The sequence below is a fragment of the Parabacteroides sp. CAG:2 genome, from assembly GCF_000436315.1.
Taxonomy (GTDB): Bacteria; Bacteroidota; Bacteroidia; order Bacteroidales; family Tannerellaceae; genus Parabacteroides; species Parabacteroides distasonis.
In genome coordinates this window covers 63,542-88,980 of record NZ_FR885328.1, presented here as the reverse complement: position 1 = coordinate 88,980, position 25,439 = coordinate 63,542, and the positions used below count along the sequence as shown (strand labels likewise).

Below are 25,439 nucleotides of genomic sequence, written 5' to 3'. Positions count from 1 at the left end.
GCGCACGTAGCAATTGTTGTACATAGGGCAGATCCGTATATAACGTGTCCGCCACTTTACCGGATAGCATACACCAACGAGCCAATAATTTATCACTCAAATTATCGGGCACGGCTATGCTATCCAATAGGATATTGGGAACTATCCGGATCGGATTTCAACAAGGATTCCGCACGATCGATTAGGTATATGGCATCGCTCTCATCTCGACAACCTATAAATGAGAGTGTGGATAATAGCGATATCAAAATAAGCAAATGCCTCATTGGTTCCTATCTTTAGATTCTATGCGCAAGATAGGCATATTTTTCATCAAACCTTAAAGAATAATTGATTATTAGGCTTATTGTATAAAATTCTTATCGCTTGGATATCTCCATCATCTTTTTGGAAAAACACGTACGTGTTTTCATAAATTCTCGTACGTGTTTCCGAAAAAAGACGTACGTGTTTTTCCGAAAACATGTACATGTTTTTATACATCTGATTTTCAATATACTAAAAACAGTATTCCCGAAGGCAGGGATATTGTAGGAAATTCAATTATCTTTGGACTTTTATTGGTAACTTTTTAATCTACTATCAATATGGCACAACAATCCGGAAGATTGCTATCCCTCGACGTGATGAGGGGAATTACGATTGCGGGGATGATTTTGGTAAATAACCCCGGGTCATGGAAGTATGTATATACGCCTTTAGAGCATGCACGTTGGAACGGCCTCACTCCCACCGATTTGGTATTTCCGTTCTTTATGTTCATCATGGGGGTCTCCATGTTTTTCTCGCTTCGGAAATATAACTTCAAGCTGTCGAAAGAAAGCGTGACGAAAGTATTGAGACGCACGGTATTGATATTCCTCGTGGGATTAGGGCTGAATCTGTTCGGGCATGTTTGCTACAATGGATTTACCGATTTCCAGAATTTACGTATCCTTGGGGTGATGCAAAGGTTGGCGCTCGCATACGGCTTCGGGTCGTTGATAGGATTAGCGATTAATCATAAGTATATTTTGCAAGTAGCCGCTGGTATATTGATATTTTACTGGGCATTACTAGGTTTCACGCATAGTATGGAAATGTCGGAGGATAGCATTATAGCGATCGTGGACAGAACTTTATTCGGTACATCGCATATGTATCACGATGATATGGCAGATGGTACACGGATCGCCTTTGATCCGGAAGGGCTCTTGAGCTGCATCGGTAGCATAGCGCATGTATTACTCGGTTTCTACGTAGGAAAGGTAATACAGGATTGTAAAAAGAACAATGAGTTGATTATCCGTAATATCTTCATTTTCGGTACGATTATTCTTTTTGCCGGTTTCTTGCTAAGCTATGGTTGCCCTATCAATAAAAAGATATGGAGTAGTACGTTCGTATTGGTTACTTGCGGATTCGCCTCCTTATTTCTCGCTTTATTAATCTGGATCATCGATATAAACGGGAAGAAGAAATGGACGTTATTCTTTGAGTCGTTCGGTATCAACCCGTTGTATCTGTATGTACAAGGGGATATATTGGCCGTATTGCTGGGGATGAGCGGTATCTCCGCCTTTATGTATATGGATCTGTTCAGGCCGATATTCGGCGATTTCGGAGGATCGCTGGCTTGGGCTATCTTCTTCGTGGTATTAAACTGGATACCGGGATATTTCTTGTATAAGAAGAAGATTTATATCAAGTTGTAAAAAGAAATGATCTATGCTCTGTATATAGAACAAAAAATCACTATATTTGCTCTATATACAAAGCATAAATACAAAAATCAAATTAATAATTTAACTATGGAAAATGAACTTCAAGTTATTGGAACGAAAGAAGTAGAGGAACGTATTATTGAGTTAAGAGGACAAAAAATACTACTAGATAGAGATGTAGCAGAATTATATAAAACAGAAACAAGGGATATAAACAAAGCCGTGAGAAATAATCCTGAAAAGTTCCCCAGTGGTTATTTTTTCACATTGAAACCCTCTGAGAAACAGTATGTGGTGGAAAATTTCCACCGGATGGAAAACTTAAAAAAATCAACAGTAGAACCTAAAGCTTTCACTGAAAAAGGACTTTATATGCTGGCTACTATATTAAAAAGTCCAAGAGCCACACAAACAACTATCGCTATAATAGATTCTTTCATAAAACTACGTGAGCTTATCCGAAATGTAGATGCAATTCAAAATGAACCTGACCTAATAAAACAAAAAGGTATTGTGAAACGAACTGGCCAACTCTTATCTGATCTGTTGATAGATGATGCTGATACAACTGAAATGGAATCTACCATAGAGTTGAATCTTATGGCCGTAAAACTTAAACATACAGTAAAACGTATTAAAAATAACAATAAAACTGAAGATAAATCTGAAATTTAGAATTGCAAAAAAAATCCAACCACTCTCCTATTCATATCGGAGAATGGTTGGATTTTTTATAGGTATCAGCCTAGCTGACTAGTTCACGTTATAACCGGAGATAACCACCTTCGGGGTCTCGCCTCTCGTATCTACATCTTTCCAATGGATGTTGATCTCTTTCTTCTCGCCCGGAAGCAAGGAGAAATAGTTGTCGCTATAGAACATCGGGAGGAATTGCTCGCCATCCTTCTCGCCCACTACATTCACACGGATCATCAGAGCCGGGGTGGATGAAGTATTCTCTAAGGTAGCGGTAGCGGTCCAAGTACCGTCATTACCCTTATTGGTTGCCACGTTGGATCGTAAAGTAACCTTTGGCATCTCACGCAAAGCTTGGTAGTTGCCTTCCTCTACGCCACGCAGATAGAAGTTATCCGATACGATCTTGCCATTCTCTGTCAACGTCAACTTGACGAAATGAGCGCTGGATACGCTAGCAGGGAAATCCAGTTTCATACATTTGTTGGTCGTATCTTCCTTACTATCCACGGAAACCTCGTTTTCCCATGAAATAGAACCGTCCATATTGATGATTTGAGCCTTTGCCGTCAAACCATTACGTACGCCGGCGCTATAGTTCACTACCTCGATTTCGTCCGTAACCGGATTCCATTGAATGTGCAGAGGCTCGGAGGCCTTCTTGCAACCAAAGTAAGCGGCGGTAGGCTCGAAATAATAATCGTAAGTCTGCCATACCATAGAAGGCCATGCCGGATGCGTCATCCACAGCAATAATCCCTTACGGTTCAAGCTTCTCGATTCGAACATACCCCGGTAACCATCATAGTTTACCCACTGAGCCAGATCGGCGAATTCCTTGGCGTTGTTCGGCTTGCCAAAGCCCTTCTCGATGATAGCGTTGAAAGAAGCGCAAGACTGGGCGCCTTCCATCGTATAATCGTGTTGTCCCCATTGAGCGTTTTGCGGCCAAAGCGCTTCCGGAGAGAAAGTACGAACCAAGCTCTCGTAATTCATCACGTTAGGCATACCCCGCTCACTATGGAACTTATCACTACCATTCTTCAAGCTAAAGTATTCTTTAACAGGAAGCGCACGGTACGGGCCATGGCCACTTACCACCTCATCCGCCGAGCTGGAGATATAATGTAAGCCCGGATGATCCTCTTTCACGATACGGCGTAAAGCCTTGTCGATCTGCTCCGGCGGGAAGCCCTCGTTGCGCCCGCAATAAATACCGATAGAGGCATGGTTACGGAAACGTTTCACATAATCCTCAGCATTGGCGATAAACATCTCCGGATCATAAGGATCGGGTCCGTCGGAAGGATTCGCCAACCAGAAATCTTGCCAGATCATGATACCATGACGGTCGCAAGCCTCATATAATTCTTTATCGCCAATCTGTCCTACCCAGTTACGCATCATCGTAAAGTTCATATCGGCATGGTAAGCCACGGCGATATCGTACTCACGACCCCGGTAATTCAGATTAGACTCACCGAATCCCCAGTTACCGCCACGGCCGATAAAACGACGACCATTGATAAAGATACTCAAGATACTATTATTCTCATTGAAGGTCATTTGTCGGATACCTACCTTGAAATCCTCAGAGTCGGATACCTTATCGCCTACCTTAAAGGTGAAATTAGCGTCGTATAAATAAGGAGATCCGTACCCTTTAGGCCACCACAGACGTGGGTTCTGAACCTTCAATTGGCTAAAGGTATTCGGGTCGAAAGCAACGCTCTTCTCCTCGTTGGCGGCTAATTCCACCGGTTGCTCGAAAGTGATATCGCCGATCTTTCCTGTCAATACACCCTTTACTGGAGCGGCATCATGGTTCTTCACGATCACTTCCGGAGTCAATGTAGCGGAAGTCGTATCCGGCAACGGTAATACAACCTGTACGAACGGGTCTTGAATCGTTACCTTGCCTGTAGAAGTCAAGTACACATCATCCCAAATACCGATATTACGACCACGGATCGTCGAGATCCAATCCCAACCGATCGAAGCGTGGAAGGTCGGGTTATCAGCGCCTAAGATACCACCGTTGAAATCCGTATTCTTCTCACACTTCTCCTTGATAGCTCCGATATGCTCATTCTTGATGATCTCCACCGCGACAACGTTCTTACCCGGTACGACCCTGTCTGTAACGTCAAATACACCTCGGATAAACGCTCCCTCGATACGGCCGATCTTGTTACCGTTCAAATATACATTCGCTTTCCAGTTGATACCATCGAAATTCAAGAACAAACGATCTTGCTTGAATCCTTCGGGTACCTCAAACTCATCCCTATACCAGAAATTAGAGTTGAAGAATGACTCGGATATCTGCATCAAGTTATCCGCGTAATTCGGATTCGGGATAGCTCCGATATTCTTATAACTGCTCAATACCGTTCCCGGTACGGTCGCCACGATCCAATTTTCCGGAGAGAAAGAAGGTTTCGATATTTCCTCACCAGAAGCGGTTACCTCGGAAGCTCGTTGTACTTTCCAGTTTCCGCCCGACAAACGGATCTCGTCTTTTGTAGAAGCCGGAGCAGCAGCCGGTTGGGCAAGCAAGCCACCTTTACCCATCACCTCTATCTCGCTTAAGATATAGCGTCCGTCATTAGCCGGTTGCTCCATCCATACCCGTACGTAGCGGCCCTTTCCTTTTAGCTTGATCTCATCCAGATTAGCATCTCCACCCGGAAGATTCGCTATGTCAACCCATTGTTTCGCGTCGTCAGAAACTTGAATCTTACCCTTGATCGCTTTATTGATCCAATGTAATTTTACTTTGTCGAATTCGGATTGGCTACCCAAGTCCACATAGACCCACTCCTCTCCTGTCGTGGCACTCATCCAAGCGCTATTAAAGAATTTGGAAGGAAGCAAATCTATCAACTTATCTTGGTTATAGAAATTCATCTCGAAGAATGCCCAATAAGCGGCACCTTCCATTTTCAATCGTATCCGATAATAAGCATATTCACCCGGTTGATCGAATGTCAAAGTCTCATTCAACATACGGGTGGGCAACGTACCCGGATCCCAGCTATTCTTATTCGGGTCCGAATGGGCCTTATACTTGCTGGCCTTACCCGGCATACCTTTACCCTTTAAGGCAGCCAATTCCGTCCAAGTATTTCCATCATTCGATCCCTCGCAAACAATCTCATATCCATCCTTAATCTTATTCTCGTCATAAGCCACGCTGCCACGAAATTGTACCTTGTCGGCTTTCTCTTTCCAGTTATTCAGCGTGAACAGGAAATAGGCATCCTCGCCTGTAACCGCATTACGAGAATAAGGACCTTGATCGATCATCCACTCACGCTCACGACGAGCAATCTCCCCATTTTGTGTGGAAAGATCCAGATACTGAGGCTGTTTATCGCTAATAACACCATCCGTCACCAGTTGAGCCGTTAGATTGTAATCATAACTGGATGAGTTGTAAGCGCTACGCAAAAGAGCTATGTTACGATACGTGGAATAATCCGGACGTAATGAAGGAGAAAAATCCTCCCCCGGATCTCCCGGATACGAACCGATACCTCTGGTATAATAATCCGACCGATCGAAAGATTCCGCCGGAACACCGCTCTGCCCACATCCTCCTAGCAATGCTGAGACCGCTACCGCTCCACAAAGCGTCAAGAGTCGAGGCAATTTTTTCTTTTTACTGAATGTTCTCATACTACTTATTGTGTTTCTCTAAATTAGTTAGTTTAATAAGATACCGTCACGTCAAAACCCTCCTTCCGGGCCCGTTCCGCAATCGCATCTAATTCTTCTTTAGTAGCTTTTTTCAAAGCTTTAACCGGGGTCTCCCTATCTATCGTATAAATCATGACTTGTTTCGGACGGATTTGTTTTAAGGCGGAAATCCAGCCCGCTATCTCCTCTTCTGTCATATTATTAACCGATTCCCCGTTTAATTCCCCCTTCAAGAACATGGTCTGTATAATCAAGTTTCCGTTAAAACGACATAATTGTTTTAATAAAGACTCGAAATTAAACGCCGGAGAATTAGGTACATCTATCTGCCGGATCCTACTGTCTAATACGGAATCCAGTTTCAATATGTTATCCTCTATTTTATTCAAGGCTTGAAAGACTTCCTCTTTATGGAGCATCGTAGAGTTAGAAAGTACGGCGATTTTAGCGTCAGGGAAAAACCGATCCCGGATAGCGACCGTATCATCAATGATTCCACCGAATTCCGGGTGTATCGTAGGCTCTCCGTTTCCGGCAAACGTAATTACATCCGGAGCGATCCCTTCCGCTTTCATGGAACTTAGTTTTTGCTCTAAGGCTTCCCTCACTTCCGTACGAGTAGGCAGTTTACTATGGGTCCTATGATTCTCATTCAATCCACATTCGCAATAAATGCAATTAAAAGAGCATAATTTCCCGTCTGTAGGAAGTAAATTCATCCCTAAAGAGACACCTAGACGCCGACTATGTATCGGGCCAAATACTATTTTATCAAAAAGAATTGTAGACATAGCGCTGTTTGTTTTTACCCACGCAAATCTACTCTAAAATTTCCAGCGAAGCAAAGCATAAAGATCTGTTTTATCAGAACCGCTTATCTCCTCCGTATCAGTACCTATCAAATCCCTGTCCCAATAATGGGTGTGGGCCAGTTTAGCGGATAAAGATAAACGTTTCCAAATATCCAGACGAAAGGTGAGGGCAAACCGCATCCCATCGCCATAAAAAGAGGGCATATTAAAGGCATATAATATATTCTTCTCATACGAACTGACCCGGCTATTGTAATCATCCGTATGAAACCACGCTAGATAACCATCCATTTGAAGAGGTAGGGTAGTGGGCTTCCAGCCTATACTTTGGGAGATCATAATTCCTTTATTAAGTTTCTTTATAGGATCATCGAATAGAATACCATCTAAGGAAGTCTTAAAAATAAAAGGAGAAGAAAAGTTATAAACCTGTTGAAAACGAATACGATGTTGTTTATAAGTATTGATTTTCAATAAATTATCATTTTCAAAAGTTCCATTCTTTTCTTTTTGTCGATATTTATAACGAAGATAAGCTGAATAGTTTCTACTAGGGGTATAATCTATCTGAGCCATATATTCCTGTCCTCCGGAAGGAGCGTCTATCCCGTATTTCAACCAAGGGAAACGGAATAAGTCCGCATAAACGGATAATTTCCAGTGAGCGATCGGGGTTAATTGCAATCCCATATAAACTCCTTGCTCGTTCTGAACCGTAGAGCCTTGCGAGAAAGCATTTCCAAACAAAGCTTGATAACGGCGGTCGTAATAACGGTATAATACCAAGAAAGATATATAAGAAGCGGGTGTTAACTGCAAGGCATTCAAGGTAGAAATAGCTCCGTTTTTCGAAAGGGCAGTTTCGCCATAAAACTTAATACGGTTACTTTTCAACATATAGTCAACACCGATGTTGAAATTGTTGGAACCTCTGAAATAGAACAGGTTATAAGGTTTTGGATCGGGGTCCATCTTAAACTTACCGAATGAATAGGAGAGAGCCGTTAAACCTACATGAAAATGAGATGTAGCATAGCGGATATTTCCTCCATATACCTGCATCGTTATCATTTTCCTCTTTTCCCAATCCCGTTGTAAACGATGAAGTCCATCCGTTTTTAATGAGGTGAATGTCAAGCTATCTACAGCCGCATCCATTTTCCGGTACGAATAGAAAACACTTATATCCAAGTTTCTAATCGTGATCGTACTAGCCACCCCTCGGAAGAAATCCTGTTCATTGGTTGAGAAGTGCCTACGGAAGCCATTTGTCCTTCGCTCCGCTTGAGCGACTACTGCCGTACGACTAGGAGAAAAGTCATTGCTAATCACCAGACCTTGTCCGAAAGACATCTTGTAATCCCCTATAGCCAAGCTTTTTAACCAGTTGATATCTTTTAGGAATAGATGTGCGGAATAAAAGTCATATCCTTTATGATATGCGTTCCAAAAAGGTTCGCCCGCATCTTTCTCAGCTACGAAGCCTGCTTGTAAACGATCCTCGAAAGTATAGGAATAACGTAAGGAGTGATAGAAAGGTTCTCCTCTATATTTACGATTCGGATATAACGAAAGTATGCTGTCCGTTTGTTCACCATATCCCTTTTTCTGTTGAAAACATTGATCATACCTGATTTGTAATTCATTACGACCATATTTCAACAGGTTCTTAACCGTAAGCAACCGTTTTTCAACAAGATTATCACCTATATAAACAAATGGAAGGAGAAGAGATATCGTCTGAAAATCGATATCCTCTATATTCTTCAACTCATAGATGCTAACCATATTTCCGTATCGTTTCCGGTAGGAAAGTAGCTGCTCGATTTGGCGATCGGATAGAAAAGGTAATCGCTTCAGTTGCTCTTCCGTCACGGCATTCAAATCAAAAGGATGCTCAGTTAAATAAGATAAATCGGCATACAAACTTTCGATACGCTCCGTATCCTCGGTTTCCAAGGCTAGTTCCTCTACATACTCCATCCACTTATCAACAGAATATTCTATTTGAGAATTAGCGTAATAACTATTTATCAACAGGATTATCGACAAGATTATAAACAATCGTTTCATAGCTAAGTATCATTTAAAAAGAGAATGATAAACCAAGACCGGTACTCATCCCTAAAATCGGATGGTAAATAGAGGCTACATCTATCGTAAAGCAAGAAAAGTTATAACCAATTCCTAAAGAGGGCAGGAGAGGAGCGGTCTGTATTCCGGCACGAATAAAAAAAGAATCGAAAGCAGTGTATTCAAGACCAAAGTTTCCAACAACTAGGTTTTCATTTTCCGTTCCTACACTTCCTGTAATTAACAGACTGTTTATAATCTCCCATTGAAAACTTATTTGAATTAAATAATAATTAAAATCTTCTATTTCAATATCTTTATCTCCTATAGAAACAGAAGGAAAATTCATTATTAACATTCCTATTAACAACTTATCAATAGGAGAGAAAGTGATTCCAAGATCTGTTGACAGTCTGGATCTTATATTTTCCAATAGATCAGTTTGCAAGAAACTATAGTGAACTCCAAGCCCTAACGCCCATTGATCCCCCAAGCGTTTTCCTCCTAGCACACGAACCATCATCTCCCTGTACTTATCAAACCCGAAAACAGAGATATCAACACCTGCGGATAATAGTTGATTCGGATAATAAAAACTACCGGACATCGTACCCAGTTCTTTCAACATGTACCGATTAAAGTATTCTAAGTGAATAGATTTTTTCTCTTTATCGACAATAAGGGCCGGATTGAATAAAATAGATTGCGTCGCCATATTCCCTCCCATTCCCACGCTACGAACATCCGGTAAACGTAAGTTATCAACACCATGTACATACAATGAAAATATCCCCGTAAACAGGGATAGCAATAGATATTTCATAGTTAAGATTTTGTATGGTTTCTACTTATTCTTCAAGTTTTTCTTATTATCCTTATTTATCCTACGCTGTACCTTTTTAATATCCTCATTAGGAGAAAGTTGTTCAGGCTTAATCCCCCTTTGCAATAACATATCACGTACAGCAGTATTGTTATCAATATGTTCTTTTTCAATAGGAGATTGTCCATATAGATCCTTCGTTTGCACATTTACGTTTGTCATTTCAGCCGCTAGGTCTTTAGCTTTTATACTTATAGTCGGTAAAAAATCAGCGATAGGTCTATTCGTGGGGACGTTCATTCTCTTTTTCAACATCTGTGTACTTAAATTGAATAAAGCTTGATCTCCCTTAGAACGAATAATCGCGAATCCTTTATTATCAATGCCTCTTTCGTATAAGATTCCGGATAATTGTTTTTCAGTCTGACTTAATTTTTCTCTGGCCTTTAAGCGTTCACAATCCAATAGGCGTTGTTCAATCACCTCGGCCTTACGGGTTTGTACCGCAAAATAAGTCTGTGCGAAAGCGACTTGTGGTTTACGGCTATCACCATTTTGTGCGATTAAATAGCATGCGTAGCGTGTTAATAAGATGTCATTTATTTGTTGCTCAGCACCATGCCCCACAATAATCACTTTCCCGACATCGGGAAAGTGATCCTCTATATTTTCTCCCGCATTCCGGCACGCTTCTTTGGCTTTCACCACTACATTATTGATAAAGTTATCCCATTTGGCATATCCTAATAGGGGTTGTAACTCTCTGGCACTCCAGCATTCTATGCCTTCTACCTCACATGAAATGGATTCGAATTTTCCGAATAGGGCGGTAATTTCTTCTTTCTTCATAGTTAATATATTCTTAAGTTGTTGTCAATTGCGCAAATGTAATGTTTTATATTCATTTAGCAAGTTATTAACAGATAAATGATGCTGAGAGTCACGCAGTATTTATATTTTCGCGGTATATGATACGAAAAGGGATATATTGTGTTTTGGCTCTACTTGTTCTCTGTAGCTTTAAAGGGATGGCGCAGGCGGTAAAGACAAATATTGTTCCGGAAGGTTATCAGAAAGCTCAACTGTATGAAGGTGATACAATGGCTGTCGTCAACCTTCGGGAAGTTTTCATATATCCTCAAGTTAAGTTTAAGAATAAGCGTGAACAAGCGAAGTACAATAAGTTGGTACGAGACGTAAAGCGTACTTTGCCCTATGCCAAGATGGTGTATGATACGTTGATAGAGACCTACGAATACATGGAAACCTTACCGAATGACAAGGCCCGCCAAGCCCACTTGAAACGGATGGAGAAAGAGTTGTTCGCCCAATATAAACCGGAACTAAAAAAATTATCCTTCTCGCAAGGCAAGCTACTTATCAAACTGATCGATAGGGAATGTAATCAATCCAGTTACAATTTATTGAAAGCCTATCTGGGAAGTTTCCGTGCGGGCTTTTGGAATTTCTTCGCCGGAATGTTCGGAGCCAGTCTGAAATCGGAATACGACCCGAAAGGTAAAGATGCCATGACCGAACGGGTCGTCGTATTGGTTGAGAATGGTTTAATCTGATAGTTGCTTGAAGAAATCCCAGATCACGATACCGGTAGTAACCGATACGTTCAAGGAATGCTTTGTACCGTATTGAGGTATTTCAATACATATATCACAGTTATCAACCACATTTTGTTGAACGCCTTTTACCTCGTTACCCATGACGATAGCGTATTTCTTTGTCTTGTCTAACTGCAAGTTATCTAACATGACACTACCTTCCGCTTGCTCCACGGCACATACCGTATACCCCTCTTGGCGCAGTTTATCAACAGCCTCCGGGGTATCCTTGAAATATTCCCAATCTACGGTTTCTTCCGCTCCTAAAGCGGTCTTATGGATCTCCGCATTCGGAGGGCAAGCCGTAATACCACAAAGATAAATAGCCTCTACCCGGAAAGCATCGGAGGTACGAAACACGGAACCCACGTTGTTTAGACTTCTAACATGGTCTAAAACAACGATTAAAGGTATCTTCTTACTTTCCTTAAAAGCCTCGGGAGTCAGGCGGTTCAATTCGGTTACTTTTAATTTTCGCATAACAAATATCTTTGACCGCGAAAGTAGCGAATATCCGTGGATATGCCGTTGAAAAGCTATTAATAAGTAGTGGACATAAAATGAAAAATATTTCTTGCTTTATTCAAATACTTGTCCATACACCCCCCTTTCTCAAATTAGCAAATGAATAAGCCACTTATTTACTACGCACTATCAACAGCCCTTATACACCTATTGACAGCCTTGCTGGAGGATCTATTTTTTCACAATCAAGGTTATCAACAATAAACAGCTAAATATTCATAAAGTCTATAACTATAAGAATTACAATCTATAGATAGACATCCATGCTGTTGGTATCCTTTTGATAAACCGTTCACAGACTTTAATAAGTCAATAACCAAAGATTGTAACAAAAATGTATTAACCATTTCAACAGCCTATCATATTCATCATATTTATTTTTAAAATTAAAGATTAATAAGAATATAATATAATGATTGTGGATAACTCTTGATGGTTCACGACAGCTCATCCATCGACAGCAAAGATAAGAATCTTTCTTGTTATTTCTATAAATGAAGAAAGTTTATACCTTTGTGCTTTGTGAACAATAGGTTGATAAACTAGATAAGATGAAGATTATCAGTAATACTTTCTGTGGATAATATTGTTTATATATAGTGAAAAGCCTATTGGGAGCAGTAGAAACAGGAATCATTAATATATAAGGCTATGTTGACAAACCAATCAATCGGGTACATGGATGCGCCCGTTCCTAAGGATTTAGACCTTAAGGAAGCGATCGACAAGTTACGTAAAGAGAAGAATGCGATTATTTTGGCGCATTACTATCAAACAGGCGATATACAAGATATAGCGGACTATGTGGGAGACAGTCTGGCCTTGGCACAATGGGCGGCTAAGACGAAGGCGGATATCATCGTGCTTTGTGGGGTTCACTTTATGGGAGAGACGGCGAAGATCCTCTGTCCGGATAAGAAAGTGCTGGTACCGGACTTGAATGCCGGTTGCTCCTTGGCGGATAGTTGTCCGGCTCCGGAGTTTGCCGAGTTCGTCAAGCAACATCCCGGTCATACGGTAATCTCTTACGTGAATACGACCATAGGGAAATCTCTTACGTAAATACGCCCGCCGCCGTGAAAGCGGTCACGGATGTGGTGGTTACTTCCACGAACGCCCGCCAGATCGTGGAGAGCTTCCCGGAAGGTACACCGATGATTTTCGGTCCGGATCGTAACTTAGGTAATTATATCAATAGCATCACGGGACGTAATATGTTGCTTTGGGATGGCGCTTGCCACGTGCATGAGCAATTCTCATTGGAGAAGATCTTATCTTTGAAGAAACAGTACCCGAACGCGGAAGTGATCACCCATCCGGAATGCAAGCAGCCGGTTATACAGGTCTCAGACTTCGTAGGATCGACCGCGGCTTTGCTGAAGCATACCATTAAGTCCGACGCGAAACAATTCATTGTAGCGACGGAAAGTGGCGTTATTCACGAGATGCGCAAGCAGAGTCCGGATAAGGAATTCATCCCGGCTCCTCCGAACGACAGTACTTGCGCTTGCAACGAATGTAATTTCATGCGCTTGAACACGATGGAGAAGCTATATAATTGCTTGAAGTTCGAGATGCCGGAGATATTCGTGGACGAGGAGGTACAGAAGAAGGCGATCAAACCGATCAAGAAGATGTTGGAGATCTCTGAGAAGCTGGGACTCTGATCCAAACAAATGCGGGATAGGTCTCAACCGATAGGCCGGACTTGAGTGATATAAAAGCTAAGCCCGGTCTATTATATGTAAATAATCAAAATTATCTACAATATCTACAACTATCCTTATAATCATTTGAATTTAAAATATTTATCCTATTGTTGTAGATAGGAAAACATCTACAATAGTAAGTCTTTATCTACCATCATTTCCCGCTTTTAGTAAGTGTCTTTGCCATGCCGTCAAAGGAATTTTCTACACTCTACGTATATAATCAGTCCGTTTTTCTTCCTTTCTTTATATAGATAAAATATTAATATATAAGTATTTATGGTTTTTTATGGTATAAAACAAAAGTTTTACACATAGAAAACATTTGTTTTCATAGAAGAAAACTAAAGTTTTGTACTGAAGAAACTTCTGTTTTCCCATATAGAAACTTTTGTTTCCCTAGGAAGAAACCATTTGCTTCGCTACTCGAACTCGGACGATCCCGGGAAAGAATATATCGAGAATGATCGCTATTAATTACCGTAACATTCTGAATTTAGTTACTTTTGCGTAGAAATCTAATTGTAATTCTCAATATCATGAAAAAGATAGGACTAATGTTGGCCTTATTATGGGTGATTTGCGCGCTCTCGTGGGCTTCTTCTCCGGATGCCCGTATTAAGGGGCAGTTAATAGATGCCTCTACGAATCAAGTGATTAATTATGCGGATATCTTTCTGTTTACGATGGGAAGTGAAAAACCTTTGCAACAGACTTTTCCGGACGATCAAGGACGTTTCTCGTTTACTAAGGTGGCTCCGGGTAATTATGTGGTCATGGTCCGTCTGATGGGATATGATGTGTTTACAAAGAATGATATCATCTTGGATGCCTCGTCTCCGGTGGATTTAGGTAAGTTGATGATGAGTCCTTTGGAGGTAGGTATCGCCGAAGTGGAGGTAGTGGCCGAGAAACGCCAATTGGTTTATAAGTTGGATAAGAAAGTGGTCGAGGCCTCTTCCAATATGATGGGAGGAGGCGGTTCCGCCGTGGATATATTAGAGAATACGCCTTCCATACGGGTAGACGCGGAAGGCGATGTTACTTTTCGTGGAAGCAGCGGCTTTTTGGTTTACATAGATGGTAAGCCGAGTGTCTTCTCGGGTACACAGGCTTTGGAGCAAGTCCCGGCCGGGCATATAGAGAATATAGAGATTATCACGACACCTTCCGCCAAGCATGATACGGAAGGCGACGTGGGTATCATTAATATTATCACGAAGAAGCATTCCCAGCGAGGATTGAGCGGGATGGTGAATCTCTCGGGAAGTACGTGGCTTTCCCGCCATGTTGATTTCTTGTTGGCACAGCAACATCAGCGTTCCCGTTGGTACATCGGCGGACAGTGGACGGATCGTATGCGTAAGAGTGATTTCGACCAAGAGAAGAAGACGGTGGTTGGCGATCAAACAACAACCTCGCATTCCGTCGGGCCTCGTACGGGAGACAGTTACCATTATACGCTGAAAGGCGGTTGGAGCCTGAATCTTCCCAAGACAACCATCGCATTGGATCTGGAGGGCGGCTATGGCGGAAATAAGCGTAAGGGAGAAATGAACTATAAGGAAACCCGTTCGGTAGCGGGCGGCTCTCTGGTGACGGAAGATTATCGAAGCATAGATGATTATGATAATGATGAGAATATAGGTTTGGGAAGTCTGGCGGTACAGCATAAGTTCAACGATAAGGGACACGAGCTTTCCGGTAGCGCCTATTACAAATATGGCGGTCATGCCTTGGAATATTTCTTTAACGACTTGATGTCCTTGGAAGGACAACGCCAACAGGGGCACCGTGCTTATGAGGCCGAGCATCGGGAAACGATGCGTATCAATCTGGATTACGCCTTGCCTTTCGGGAAAGGAGGTAAGCTAGAGGCGGGTTACCAATATTATTCTTATCTGGAAGACGGCGATTACAATATGGAATGGTGGGACCCCAAGGGACAAACGTTCTTTTGGCGTGACGATATCTACAACACGTTTTATTTTCAAGAAGGGGTGAATTCTATCTATACGATTCTTTCCCATACGTGGAAGAATTTAGAGGCGCAAGCCGGCGTTCGGGGAGAGCATACGCATACGGTCTTGCGAAGTTCCGTGGAGGGAGCGGATCGTACGAAGAATCGTTTTGAGTTTTTCCCATCGGTGCATTTGGGCTATACGTTCCCGAATGAGCATCGCTTGTTGGCTTCCTATTCCCGTCGTACCACACGTCCGCAGCTTTTCTATATGGAGCCTTATATTACGTATCGCGACTTTTATACGGCCGAGATCGGTAATCCGGATATACGTCCGGAGTACATCAACTCCTTTGAATTGAACTACCGGAAGAGTTTCGGGGAAAATACGGTATCCGCCACCGCCTTTCATCGGTATCGGAAGGATAAGATCGAGCGGTTGCGTGTTCCCTATTCAGCTGGTGTAACCTTAGACTCGATGTCAAACGTAGGACATGATTATTCAACAGGTATCGAGCTAAGCGTCAGCCTGCATCCGGTACGTTGGTGGAATACCACGGTCAACGGAAACGTTTATCACTATAAGGTGAAGAACGAACAGGCCGCCGGTGGAAATACGACCTCAAGCACCAATTATGATATCCTATGGAATAACCTGTTTAATCTGGGGAAATACACCCGTATCCAATTGGATGGTAGTTTTGTAGGCCCTTCCGTAACGACGCAGGGCCGTACGGACGCTTATTGGTACGCGAACGTAGCCGTTCGCCAGCAACTATGTAACCGGAAACTAACCGCTACCTTAGCTTTCCGGGATATGTTCCGTTCTGCCAAATATATCAGCGATATCCAAACGGCAGATTTACGCTCCCTGACACGTATCAAACCCAAATATCCACAAATCACGTTGACGTTGAGTTGGACATTTAATAGTTTCAAGGCTAAATCCACCCAAGCGAAAGAAGATCGCTCGGAGATGTTTGAGGGTATAAAGCATTGATATTGTATCTTTACTATATTGGTTTGTCTTCGGGAAACAACTACGATTGCAAATAAATTCTGCAGTCGTAGTTGTTTCCCTCTTTTACGGATGGTGGAATTTGGTTCTTGGCATTAATCGCTGCGAAAGGAGCGGAGAAGATAACAGATCCGATCATCCGAGCATTGCGTTCATCTGGTTTTTCTTTTTAGGATGATATAAACAAGGTTTCTCTATGTATTTCCAGGATAACATACCTAATCCGGTGCTAAGGATAGTGGTAAGAGCCAATGTCAATATAAAGCTATATTGATCAAGTCCGTAATGAATGAATATCTGGATGATCGGGAAATGAATCAAGAAGATACCATACGAGAAATTTCCCATCCGATTGAATACATGTAACCACTTGAATCCGTAAGCTACCGTGATAATGATAGAGGCTAGAGCGATAGGCTCGAAAATACTCAGCAGCAGATACTCTCTACCCAATAAAAGAAATAGGCTGACAGGGAACAAATATCTCATATATTTTCGAAAAACAGGGAAATAGGCAAGTATGATAATACCGGAACAAAAGTACATCATTTGTCCGGGGAATTGTCTTTTCATGAATTCATAAATAGGGTTGTGTGTCATATCATCTAAATAATTACACGTTGTCGAGTAGATGAAAGATAAGATATAAATAAGAAGTAGGCATACCAATTTATTGTATCTTTTCAGTAACCAATAGATAATGGGTATGGTGATATATAGCATGAATTCAACCTTGATAGTCCATAAAGACCCATTCATCGCTTGTAAAGGATTGGTATCGAATACGCCGGGTAAATCCGGCGATAAAAAGTTAAATGTAAGTAAATTACAGATAAGATAGGTATATAAGCTAGAAGAGGTGAGGTATTCCCTGCAGGATAAAGAGGTAAGGAATAATCCGATTAAGGCACATAATAAAATAGTCAAGCTGTAGGCGGGCATAATACGTTGAATACGTTTACGGAAAAAAATCCGGGTATTAGGCGTACGTAAGAAGCTAAACATAACAAGAAATCCACTAATAATAAAGAAACCTTTCACTCGAAATCCTCCGCTAACAAACCAAAAAGGATCTGTCTCTGTCAGTGTGCTGAAATGGTTGAACATGACAGAATACGCAAGAAAGAAGCGAATAAAATCAAAATTATTCGCTTCTTTTACTTGATTTATTAATCTGGAGTTGAGTAAAACTTTCTCTGATTGATTCATTGTTCTATTTGACTACAATGATTTTTGTTACAACGCTCTCTGAGGCTTCCTCTGTGGAAGCTAGTACAAGATATACGCCTGTTGCTACACGTGATCCGTTTGCGCTCCGGCAATTCCAGATAGCTTGCCCCCCCAAGGATTTAGTTTGATAAATAATATTTCCGTTTAAATCCGTGATTTTTACATTCGAATTATCCATTAATCCTACAATCGTTACTTTATCCGTATGTTCGGGACGTACCGGATTAGGATATGCATAGATCTCCGAGTAATCAGATTTACCCTCCGAAGCTTCTCCTTGATAGGAATTTAGTCCTTTATCGGTACCGATAAAAACCTCACCGGTCTTATCGTTTATCTCTATATCGTATATGTTATCGGAAAGGAGCGGGCTATTGGTCGTATTAAATTGATAAACGATTGTCTCATTATCATTATCTAGAACATAGACGCCATTTCCTTTGGTTCCAATCCATTTTCGATTACCTGCGTCTACTTTTAGGGTCGTGACGACAACGTTATCTAAGAAATAAGCGAGATTGCCAGTTTCCTCATTGGTATATTTTACCCTTGTACAACGTGTAGCGGCTTTATCCTCAGCGGAAGAGATCCTAGGTTTAGTGAAATATACGGCCCCCCGATTCGTACCAACCCAGATATATCCATCCTTATCCTCGGCTACGCATGTATAATTACTAGGAGTCAATTCTTTTCCGTCGGTATCAATAAGTGTAGTAAACTCATACGAGGAAACTTCGTCTAAAGACTCGCTATTCGGTATCATTACAAGTTTAGGGGTGTTACGAGGCACATAAATCCATTTGTCGTTCGTGGAGGTTATGAGTATATCGTTTATTGTATAAACTCCTCTAAGTTGCTCGATATCCAAACGATGCCATGCTCCTGCTTTGTCAAGAACAAGTACCGCATGGTTAACCTCTGAGCTTGTCATCCACAAATTTCCATTTTTATCAAAGGCCAGTCCATCTATATAACAATAACCGGACCCATAGCCTCCCGCGGTTTCTTTAAAGGCATTCTTTTCATTGTATGACTGGACGGGAGTTCCATTCTTATATTGGATAACGCCATCACCCATGGAAGAGGCGTATACGATCTCGTCATTAGAATCGTCGGTCGTTACGGCTATACTTGTATAGTCTCGTGGATTTCTTGGTAAATTGAGTTTCTTTTGGGCTTCTTTAGGATCGATAAAAGACCATTTGTCATAATCGTATGTAAGAATATAACCTCCTTTGTCGAAGCGCTTACCATTTAGGAGGTCTTTACCTCCTATGATCATATATACTTTATCATTTTTACAAACAATATCGAATGCGCTATTGCTGTAAGGTCCGTCTAAAATGATAGGTTCATTAAGAGCCTCAAAACTATTTGAGCCTTTCCGTTGGATGGAACGTAGCCCTTTGCTTCCTTCCGCTATCCAATATTTGTCTGTTTGATAGGTACTGATATCATTGATACTTAAGTTTATTTGGTCAAACTTTTGCGTATCGGATACGATGAAAACCCTTGAGTTATCTATACATGCTAATTTTTCGCCTATTACTTTCATGTATTTTAGGGTTGAGCTATTTATTATTCGGGAAAGCTCTCCATTGTTTTCATAGAAGATACCTTGCTGACTGACCAAGTAGAACAAGGTATTCTTGAATGAAGCGATAGCTGAGATCGTATGACTATCGGAAAGGTTTGATAATCCATAGGGCTTCCAGTTTGCCTTATCCAGTAGGTTCTCTTTTAATGAGGCGTATATAATCCCCGAAGATACTTCTGCCTTATTGGTTGTAGAGGCATATATATTGCCATTCTGTATGGCACACGATGTTATATTTAAGGAAAGCTTGTAGGTATCCTTTATTTCCTTTTTGGCCATATTGACCACGACGATACCAAATGCTGTCGATAAATAGGCATATTCATCATGTACCAATACTGAATTGATTTGTTTGTCTCTTATGGACGTACTGGTCGACAGATAAGGTAGATTTGTCGCCACTCCTCCCTCAAGTATATCTATATTTGAATTATCATAGATAATAAGGAGTGATTTTGTTTGTTTATTATAGCGGATCAAAGAAATCGTATTATCATTTAATCCGTTTCCTTTATAATATTGCTTAATACTATTATCATCTTTTCCATACGTATAAAGAGATCCTTCCGCTACCACAAATACTTGGTCGTTCGATTCCTCTACGCTGTTTGTGTTATTGTAAGAAAGATACGTTTTCCATCCGGTTGTATTAAAATTCGCGGCTAATACAGTGAATGAAAAGAATGAAAATAGAATGATAGTAAGTATATGTCTCATATTAACAATTGTAATCAGATAAAAATGATGTTAACTTCATGACGGCTTTCGCACGATGGCTGATCTGGTTTTTTGTATCGTTACCCATCTCGGCGAAAGTTTGTGTATAGGTATCAGGCATGAATATAGGATCGTATCCAAATCCGCTATCTCCGCATTTTTCGGTAGTGATAGAGCCATTCACGATACCATCGAAGGTATATTCTTTTCCGTCAAGGATTAGAGCTATGACCGTGCGGAAACGTGCTTTTCTGTTTTCTTTATGATTCATTTCGGACAACAGCTTGTTCATATTAGCTTCCGAGTCGTGCCCTGTTCCTGCGTAACGAGCCGAATAGACTCCCGGAGCATTATTCAATACCTCGACTTCTAATCCCGTGTCGTCAGCGAAACAATCATATCCGAATTTCTCCTTGATATAGCGGGCTTTTAGCAAAGCATTTCCCTCTAAGGTATCTGCCGTCTCGGGGATATCGTCATGGCAATCTATATCGGATAAACTTATGATTTCCGCGTATCCGGCGGTTATCTTGCGGACCTCGTCCAGTTTGTGTTGATTATTTGTCGCGAATACAAGTTTCATATTTCGTAATCTATTAAATAAGAAAGCATTTCTATACGGTAGATATATAACGTATGGAAATGCTTTAAATTGTTTGTATATTCTTTTTTAAGTCTTTATCTGATCGAACCCCTCACCATATACCCCTCGGACAATGCTTTGGGAGATGAACGCTTGGTGGTCTATCCGTTTCACGATCCGGAAGATGGAGACGGATTCGGATTTCTTGGCGAGTAGTACGACTACCTTGACGGGTTTGCGGGAATAACCGCCCTCGCCGTCCAGTATCGTACAGCCACGGCCTAAGTCATGGATGATGCGATCCGCTATCTCGTCGTACTTCTGGGAGAAGATGAGGAATTGTACGGATTGGCGGTTACCGTTCAATACCATGTCGAGAACGTAATTGCTTATGACCATCTCCACGAAACCGAAAACGATCTTGTCCACGTTATGGAACAGGAAGAAAGAGGAACTGATGATGAAGAAATCGCAAAACAGAAGGATACGTCCGATCGATATATTCTTATATTTATTGATTACCGCACCGATAATATCCGTACCTCCGGTACTACCGTTCGCCGAGAATACCAATCCTAGTCCGGCACCACACATAAACGCTCCGATTATGATAGCCATAAACGGCTGGTCGTGCAGTATAGGTTGTCCTTTCAGCAGCCACTCGAAGAGAGAGAGAGAAGCCGAGAGTGAGAAAACTCCGAAAATAGTTTTTATCAAGAATTTTAGACCAAGGATCTTTAAGGCTACCACCAACAAGGCTACGTTGATGACAAAATAAGATACGGATACCGGGATCAATCCATTGGAGGCAAAGAAGATCAACGCACAGATACCACTTACCCCACCTGTCACGATCTCGTTGGAAAGGATAAAGGCGTTGAATCCGAATCCGTATAATAAAGTTCCGAACAGGATCATTAGATAATCCTGTACGGAAAAATAGATTTTTGTGAGTTTTAAGTTCATCCCACTACGATATTAACGATTTTGCCGGGAACGACAATAACTTTCTTAACGGCCTTGCCTTCCATCCACTTCGCTGAGTTCTCATGGCTCAAGGCCGCCTTCTCAGCGTCTTCACGGGAGATATCTGCCGGAAGTTCGAGGTTGAAACGGGCTTTACCATTGAATGAGATGACGTAGGTAACTGATTTTTCTACCAGATACTCTTCGTTATGTTCCGGCCACTGGGCATCGCAGATGGTCGTATCATGTCCTAATTGATGCCATAGCTCTTCCGTGATGTGGGGAGCGAACGGAGCCAATAAGGTGATCAGCGGCTCCAAGATGGCGCGCTTGCTGCATTTTAAGCTCGTTAACTCGTTCACGCAAATCATGAAGGCGCTAATGGACGTGTTGTATGAGAAATGCTCGATGTCGAACGTTACTTTCTTGATCAGCTTATGCAAGGATTTCAATTCGTCGGCCGTAGGCTCGGCATCGGTAACTTGCAGGGTATCCGTATTGCCGAAGAACAAGCCCCAAAGCTTCTTTAAGAAACGGTGTACGCCATCGATACCGTTCGTATCCCAAGGCTTGGATTGCTCCAACGGGCCTAGGAACATCTCGTACAAACGTAGGGTATCGGCACCATATTTCTCAACGATCATATCCGGGTTCACTACGTTGAACATGGATTTGGACATCTTCTCGACCGCCCATCCGCAGATATATTTACCATCTTCCAATACGAACTCCGCGTCGTTGTATTCCGGACGCCAGTTCTTGAAAGCCTCTATATCCAACAGATCGTTAGATACGATATTTACGTCTACATGGATAGGGGTGACCTCGTATTGGTCTTTCAAGTTCAAGGAAACGAATTTATTGGTTCCGTTGATGCGGTACACGAAGTTCGAGCGTCCTTGGATCATACCTTGGTTGATCAATTTCTTGAACGGCTCTTCCTCGCAAACGATACCCAAGTCGAACAAGAACTTATTCCAGAAACGGCTGTAAATCAAGTGGCCGGTAGCGTGTTCCGTACCACCGATATATAAATCCACGTTTCTCCAATATTCATCCACGTCTTTAGCTACCAAGGCTTTATCATTACGCGGGTCCATATAGCGCAAATAATAAGCGGAAGAACCGGCGAAGCCCGGCATCGTACAAAGCTCTAGCGGGAAGATCGTCTGGTTATCGATCTTCGATACCTCGGTGACTTTTTGGTTTACCGTGTCCCAAGCCCATTTAACGGCGTGTCCTAATGGAGGCTCGCCCGTCTCGGTAGGCAAGAATTTATCTACTTCCGGCAGCAACAGGGGCAGACATTCTTCCGGCAACATCTGAGGCATGCCATCGGCGTCGTAATATACCGGGAACGGTTCGCCCCAATAACGCTGGCGGCTGAAAATAGCGTCGCGCAAGCGGTAGTTTATCTTCACACGTCCCAGATCGTGATCTTTTACGTATTTCTTGGTAGCGGCTATCGCTTCCTTGATCGTCAGTCCGTTCAAGGAAAGATCGCAATAAGGAGTAACGCCGGCTCTCGGAGAATTGCATACGATACCTTCCTTGGCATCGAAACTTTCCTCGCTTACGTCGCAACCTTCCACCAAGGGGCGGATTTCCAGTCCGAAATGCTTCGCGAAAGCGTAGTCGCGACTATCGTGCGCCGGAACCGCCATGATCGCTCCCGTACCGTAGCCGGCCAATACATAGTCGCTGATCCAGATGGGAACTGCCTCGCCCGTAAACGGGTTAATAGCATAGGAACCACTGAATACACCGGTTACCTGACGGTCGGCGATGCGCTCGCGCTCGGTACGTTTCTTGGTACGATCTAGGTAAGCGTCTACTTCTGCTTTTTGGTCTGCCGTAGTTAATTGTTGAACCAATTCGCTTTCCGGAGCTAATACCATGAAGGTAACACCAAACATCGTATCGGCACGGGTCGTAAAGATCGTGAATTCCCTGTCGCTGTCTTTTACCTTGAAGCGAACCTCGGCACCTTCGCTGCGTCCGATCCAGTTCTTTTGGGTCTCTTTCAAGGAATCCGTCCAGTCGATCGTATCCAATCCGTCCAACAGGCGTTGCGCGTAAGCGGATACACGTAAGCACCATTGGCGCATGATCTTTTGTTCTACCGGATAGCCTCCACGCTCGGAAACACCGTTCACGACCTCATCATTCGCTAATACGGTACCCAAGGCGGCACACCAGTTTACCATGGTCTCGCCACGATAAGCGATCCGGTAGTTGAGTAATATCTCTTGTTTTTCTTTATCGCTCTTGGCTTTCCATTCCTCGGCGGTGAAACTAAGTTCCTCTCCGCAAGCTACGTTCAGACCTTCCGTACCACTTGTCTCGAAGGCTTGTATCAACTCGCTGATCGGGCGGGCTTGCTTCTCGTCGTTGCAGTAGTAGCTGTTGAACATCCGGATGAAGGCCCATTGCGTCCATTTGTAATATTCGGGATCACAGGTACGGATCTCACGGCTCCAATCGTAGCAGAAACCGATCTTTTCCAATTGCTCCCGATAACGGGCTATATTATTCTTTGTCGTGATCTCCGGATGTTGTCCGGTTTGGATGGCGTATTGCTCGGCGGGTAGTCCGTAAGCGTCGTAACCCATCGGGTGCAATACGTTGAAACCTTGCAAACGTTTGAAACGCGAATAAATATCAGAAGCTATATAACCGAGCGGGTGGCCAACGTGTAATCCCGCACCGGAAGGATAGGGGAACATGTCCAATACATAGTATTTAGGCTTATTCGTGTCTTTTTCGACTTTATAAACCTTTTCGGCAATCCAGTAGTCGTGCCACTTCTTCTCAATCTCTCTGAAATTGTACTCCATGATCGTTTATCGTTTTTGTATCGTTTTCTATTTAAGGCCACAAAGTTAGTGAATTTATTTATTTTATATGAGTTATTTACATGAACTGTTTATTTCACGTAACCAATCCGGGGGCGAGATTGATTCTCGGTTCTTTTCGCTTGTAACTCAGCGAGTGACAGATTGATTAGCTCAAGTTGCGTACGGGTATCTTCGTTGATGTCGTTGTAATCGGCAAATGCTTCTTCGATATACGCTTTGAGTTCCTTTACTTCTTGTTGGAGTTCAAGCAAAGGGGAGGAAGAACTTATTATTTGTCGTATGCCGACGAAAGCACGCATGATAGAGATATTGACTTTAATGGCTGTATCGGATCTGAGTACAGAAGAAAGCATTGCTATACCTTGCTCCGTGAAAGCGAATGGAGCATATTGGTTACCTCCTTTCTTTGAGATGCCAATTTGGCATACCATATTGTTTTTCAAGTTGTTAAATTCTTGAATTGTTAATGTGAACATAAAATCATCAGGAAAGCGTTCTATGTTTCGTCTGACCGCACGTTTCAGTTGGGCGGTTTCTGTTCCATACATTTCCGCCAGATCAAAATCCAGCATGACTTTTTGCCCTCTGATCTCGTGAATCTTGTTTTGTATCGTTTGTAATTCCATAGTAAAGATTTTAGTTTAATATTATGTTCGCAAAGGTTTGTAAAATAATTGAGATAAGCAATAAGCTAGTTGGATATTAATGATTGGTTGCATTTGTAAGTTGTACAATGAGTTATTGCTGATCCGGCTTATTGTCTATTTTTTATGTGTTCTTATTTTCCTTATAAGATTTCCGGGAAAAACACGTACGTGATTTATGAAAAACACGTACGACTTTTCGGAAAA

The 25,439-nt window shown here is 42.1% G+C and carries 16 protein-coding genes and 1 pseudogene; 5 read left to right on the top strand and 12 right to left on the bottom strand.

The window, feature by feature from the left end; genetic code table 11:
• Positions 1-587: 587 nt before the first annotated feature.
• The gene (locus QVP94_RS16500; RefSeq protein WP_008773184.1) at positions 588-1,694 is read left to right on the top strand and encodes an acyltransferase family protein; all 1,107 of its coding nucleotides are present in this window, start codon (positions 588-590) and stop codon (positions 1,692-1,694) included.
• 6 nt (positions 1,695-1,700) lie between these two features.
• Entirely contained in the window at positions 1,701-2,378 is a 678-nt protein-coding gene (locus tag QVP94_RS16495) for an ORF6N domain-containing protein (RefSeq protein WP_005863724.1), read from the top strand.
• Positions 2,379-2,456: 78 nt separating this feature from the next.
• On the opposite strand, the gene QVP94_RS16490 is transcribed toward QVP94_RS16495, so the two are convergent.
• From QVP94_RS16490 to dinD, 5 genes are read right to left on the bottom strand one after another with little or no spacing between them, the layout of a single operon-like run.
• Positions 2,457-6,080, bottom strand: a complete 3,624-nt coding sequence (locus QVP94_RS16490; protein ID WP_022193019.1) for a glycosyl hydrolase 2 galactose-binding domain-containing protein — start codon at positions 6,078-6,080, stop codon at positions 2,457-2,459.
• Positions 6,081-6,112: 32 nt separating this feature from the next.
• Positions 6,113-6,892, bottom strand: coding sequence for a radical SAM protein (locus tag QVP94_RS16485; protein ID WP_005863728.1), 780 nt, complete (start codon positions 6,890-6,892; stop codon positions 6,113-6,115).
• A gap of 33 nt (positions 6,893-6,925) precedes the next feature.
• Positions 6,926-8,986, bottom strand: coding sequence for a ComEA family DNA-binding protein (locus tag QVP94_RS16480; protein ID WP_022193018.1), 2,061 nt, complete (start codon positions 8,984-8,986; stop codon positions 6,926-6,928).
• A gap of 13 nt (positions 8,987-8,999) precedes the next feature.
• Positions 9,000-9,809 carry a PorV/PorQ family protein gene (locus QVP94_RS16475; RefSeq protein ID WP_022193017.1) on the bottom strand — a complete coding sequence of 270 codons (810 nt, stop codon included), beginning with the start codon at positions 9,807-9,809 and terminating at the stop codon, positions 9,000-9,002.
• A gap of 21 nt (positions 9,810-9,830) precedes the next feature.
• Positions 9,831-10,658: a DNA damage-inducible protein D gene (dinD, locus tag QVP94_RS16470; RefSeq protein ID WP_022193016.1), complete on the bottom strand. Its 828-nt coding sequence runs from the start codon at positions 10,656-10,658 to the stop codon at positions 9,831-9,833.
• A 119-nt stretch (positions 10,659-10,777) separates the two neighbouring features.
• Here dinD and QVP94_RS16465 point away from each other — a divergent pair, with 119 nt between their 5' ends.
• Positions 10,778-11,383 (top strand): DUF4294 domain-containing protein, encoded by a 606-nt coding sequence (locus tag QVP94_RS16465; RefSeq protein ID WP_008773191.1) that lies wholly within the window; start codon positions 10,778-10,780, stop codon positions 11,381-11,383.
• Here QVP94_RS16465 and QVP94_RS16460 read toward each other — a convergent pair.
• The gene (locus tag QVP94_RS16460; RefSeq protein WP_005863736.1) at positions 11,375-11,905 is read right to left on the bottom strand and encodes an RNA methyltransferase; all 531 of its coding nucleotides are present in this window, start codon (positions 11,903-11,905) and stop codon (positions 11,375-11,377) included. The genes QVP94_RS16465 and QVP94_RS16460 overlap by 9 nt on opposite strands.
• 696 nt (positions 11,906-12,601) lie before the next feature.
• On the opposite strand from QVP94_RS16460, the pseudogene nadA reads away from it, so the two are divergent.
• Together nadA and QVP94_RS16450 are read left to right on the top strand one after the other, a co-directional pair.
• A pseudogene (gene nadA, locus QVP94_RS16455) lies at positions 12,602-13,617 on the top strand (quinolinate synthase NadA).
• Between the two features lie 581 nt (positions 13,618-14,198).
• Entirely contained in the window at positions 14,199-16,619 is a 2,421-nt protein-coding gene (locus tag QVP94_RS16450) for a TonB-dependent receptor (protein ID WP_022193012.1), read from the top strand.
• A 153-nt stretch (positions 16,620-16,772) separates the two neighbouring features.
• Here QVP94_RS16450 and QVP94_RS16445 read toward each other — a convergent pair whose 3' ends face one another.
• The 6 genes from QVP94_RS16445 to QVP94_RS16420 form a co-directional block, all read right to left on the bottom strand.
• Positions 16,773-17,846 (bottom strand): acyltransferase family protein, encoded by a 1,074-nt coding sequence (locus tag QVP94_RS16445; protein ID WP_022193011.1) that lies wholly within the window; start codon positions 17,844-17,846, stop codon positions 16,773-16,775.
• Between the two features lie 4 nt (positions 17,847-17,850).
• Positions 17,851-20,181, bottom strand: coding sequence for a type IX secretion system anionic LPS delivery protein PorZ (gene porZ, locus QVP94_RS16440; protein ID WP_022193010.1), 2,331 nt, complete (start codon positions 20,179-20,181; stop codon positions 17,851-17,853).
• A gap of 1 nt (position 20,182) precedes the next feature.
• Positions 20,183-20,764, bottom strand: a complete 582-nt coding sequence (locus tag QVP94_RS16435; protein ID WP_022193009.1) for a non-canonical purine NTP diphosphatase — start codon at positions 20,762-20,764, stop codon at positions 20,183-20,185.
• A gap of 87 nt (positions 20,765-20,851) precedes the next feature.
• On the bottom strand, positions 20,852-21,730 hold the full coding sequence (locus QVP94_RS16430) for a YitT family protein (RefSeq protein WP_005860386.1): 879 nt from the start codon (positions 21,728-21,730) through the stop codon (positions 20,852-20,854).
• Entirely contained in the window at positions 21,727-24,567 is a 2,841-nt protein-coding gene (gene leuS / locus QVP94_RS16425; RefSeq protein ID WP_005860388.1) for a leucine--tRNA ligase, read from the bottom strand. Before leuS ends, QVP94_RS16430 begins: the two co-directional genes overlap by 4 nt.
• 89 nt (positions 24,568-24,656) lie before the next feature.
• Positions 24,657-25,214, bottom strand: a complete 558-nt coding sequence (locus tag QVP94_RS16420; protein WP_022193008.1) for an ORF6N domain-containing protein — start codon at positions 25,212-25,214, stop codon at positions 24,657-24,659.
• Positions 25,215-25,439 lie beyond the last annotated feature (225 nt).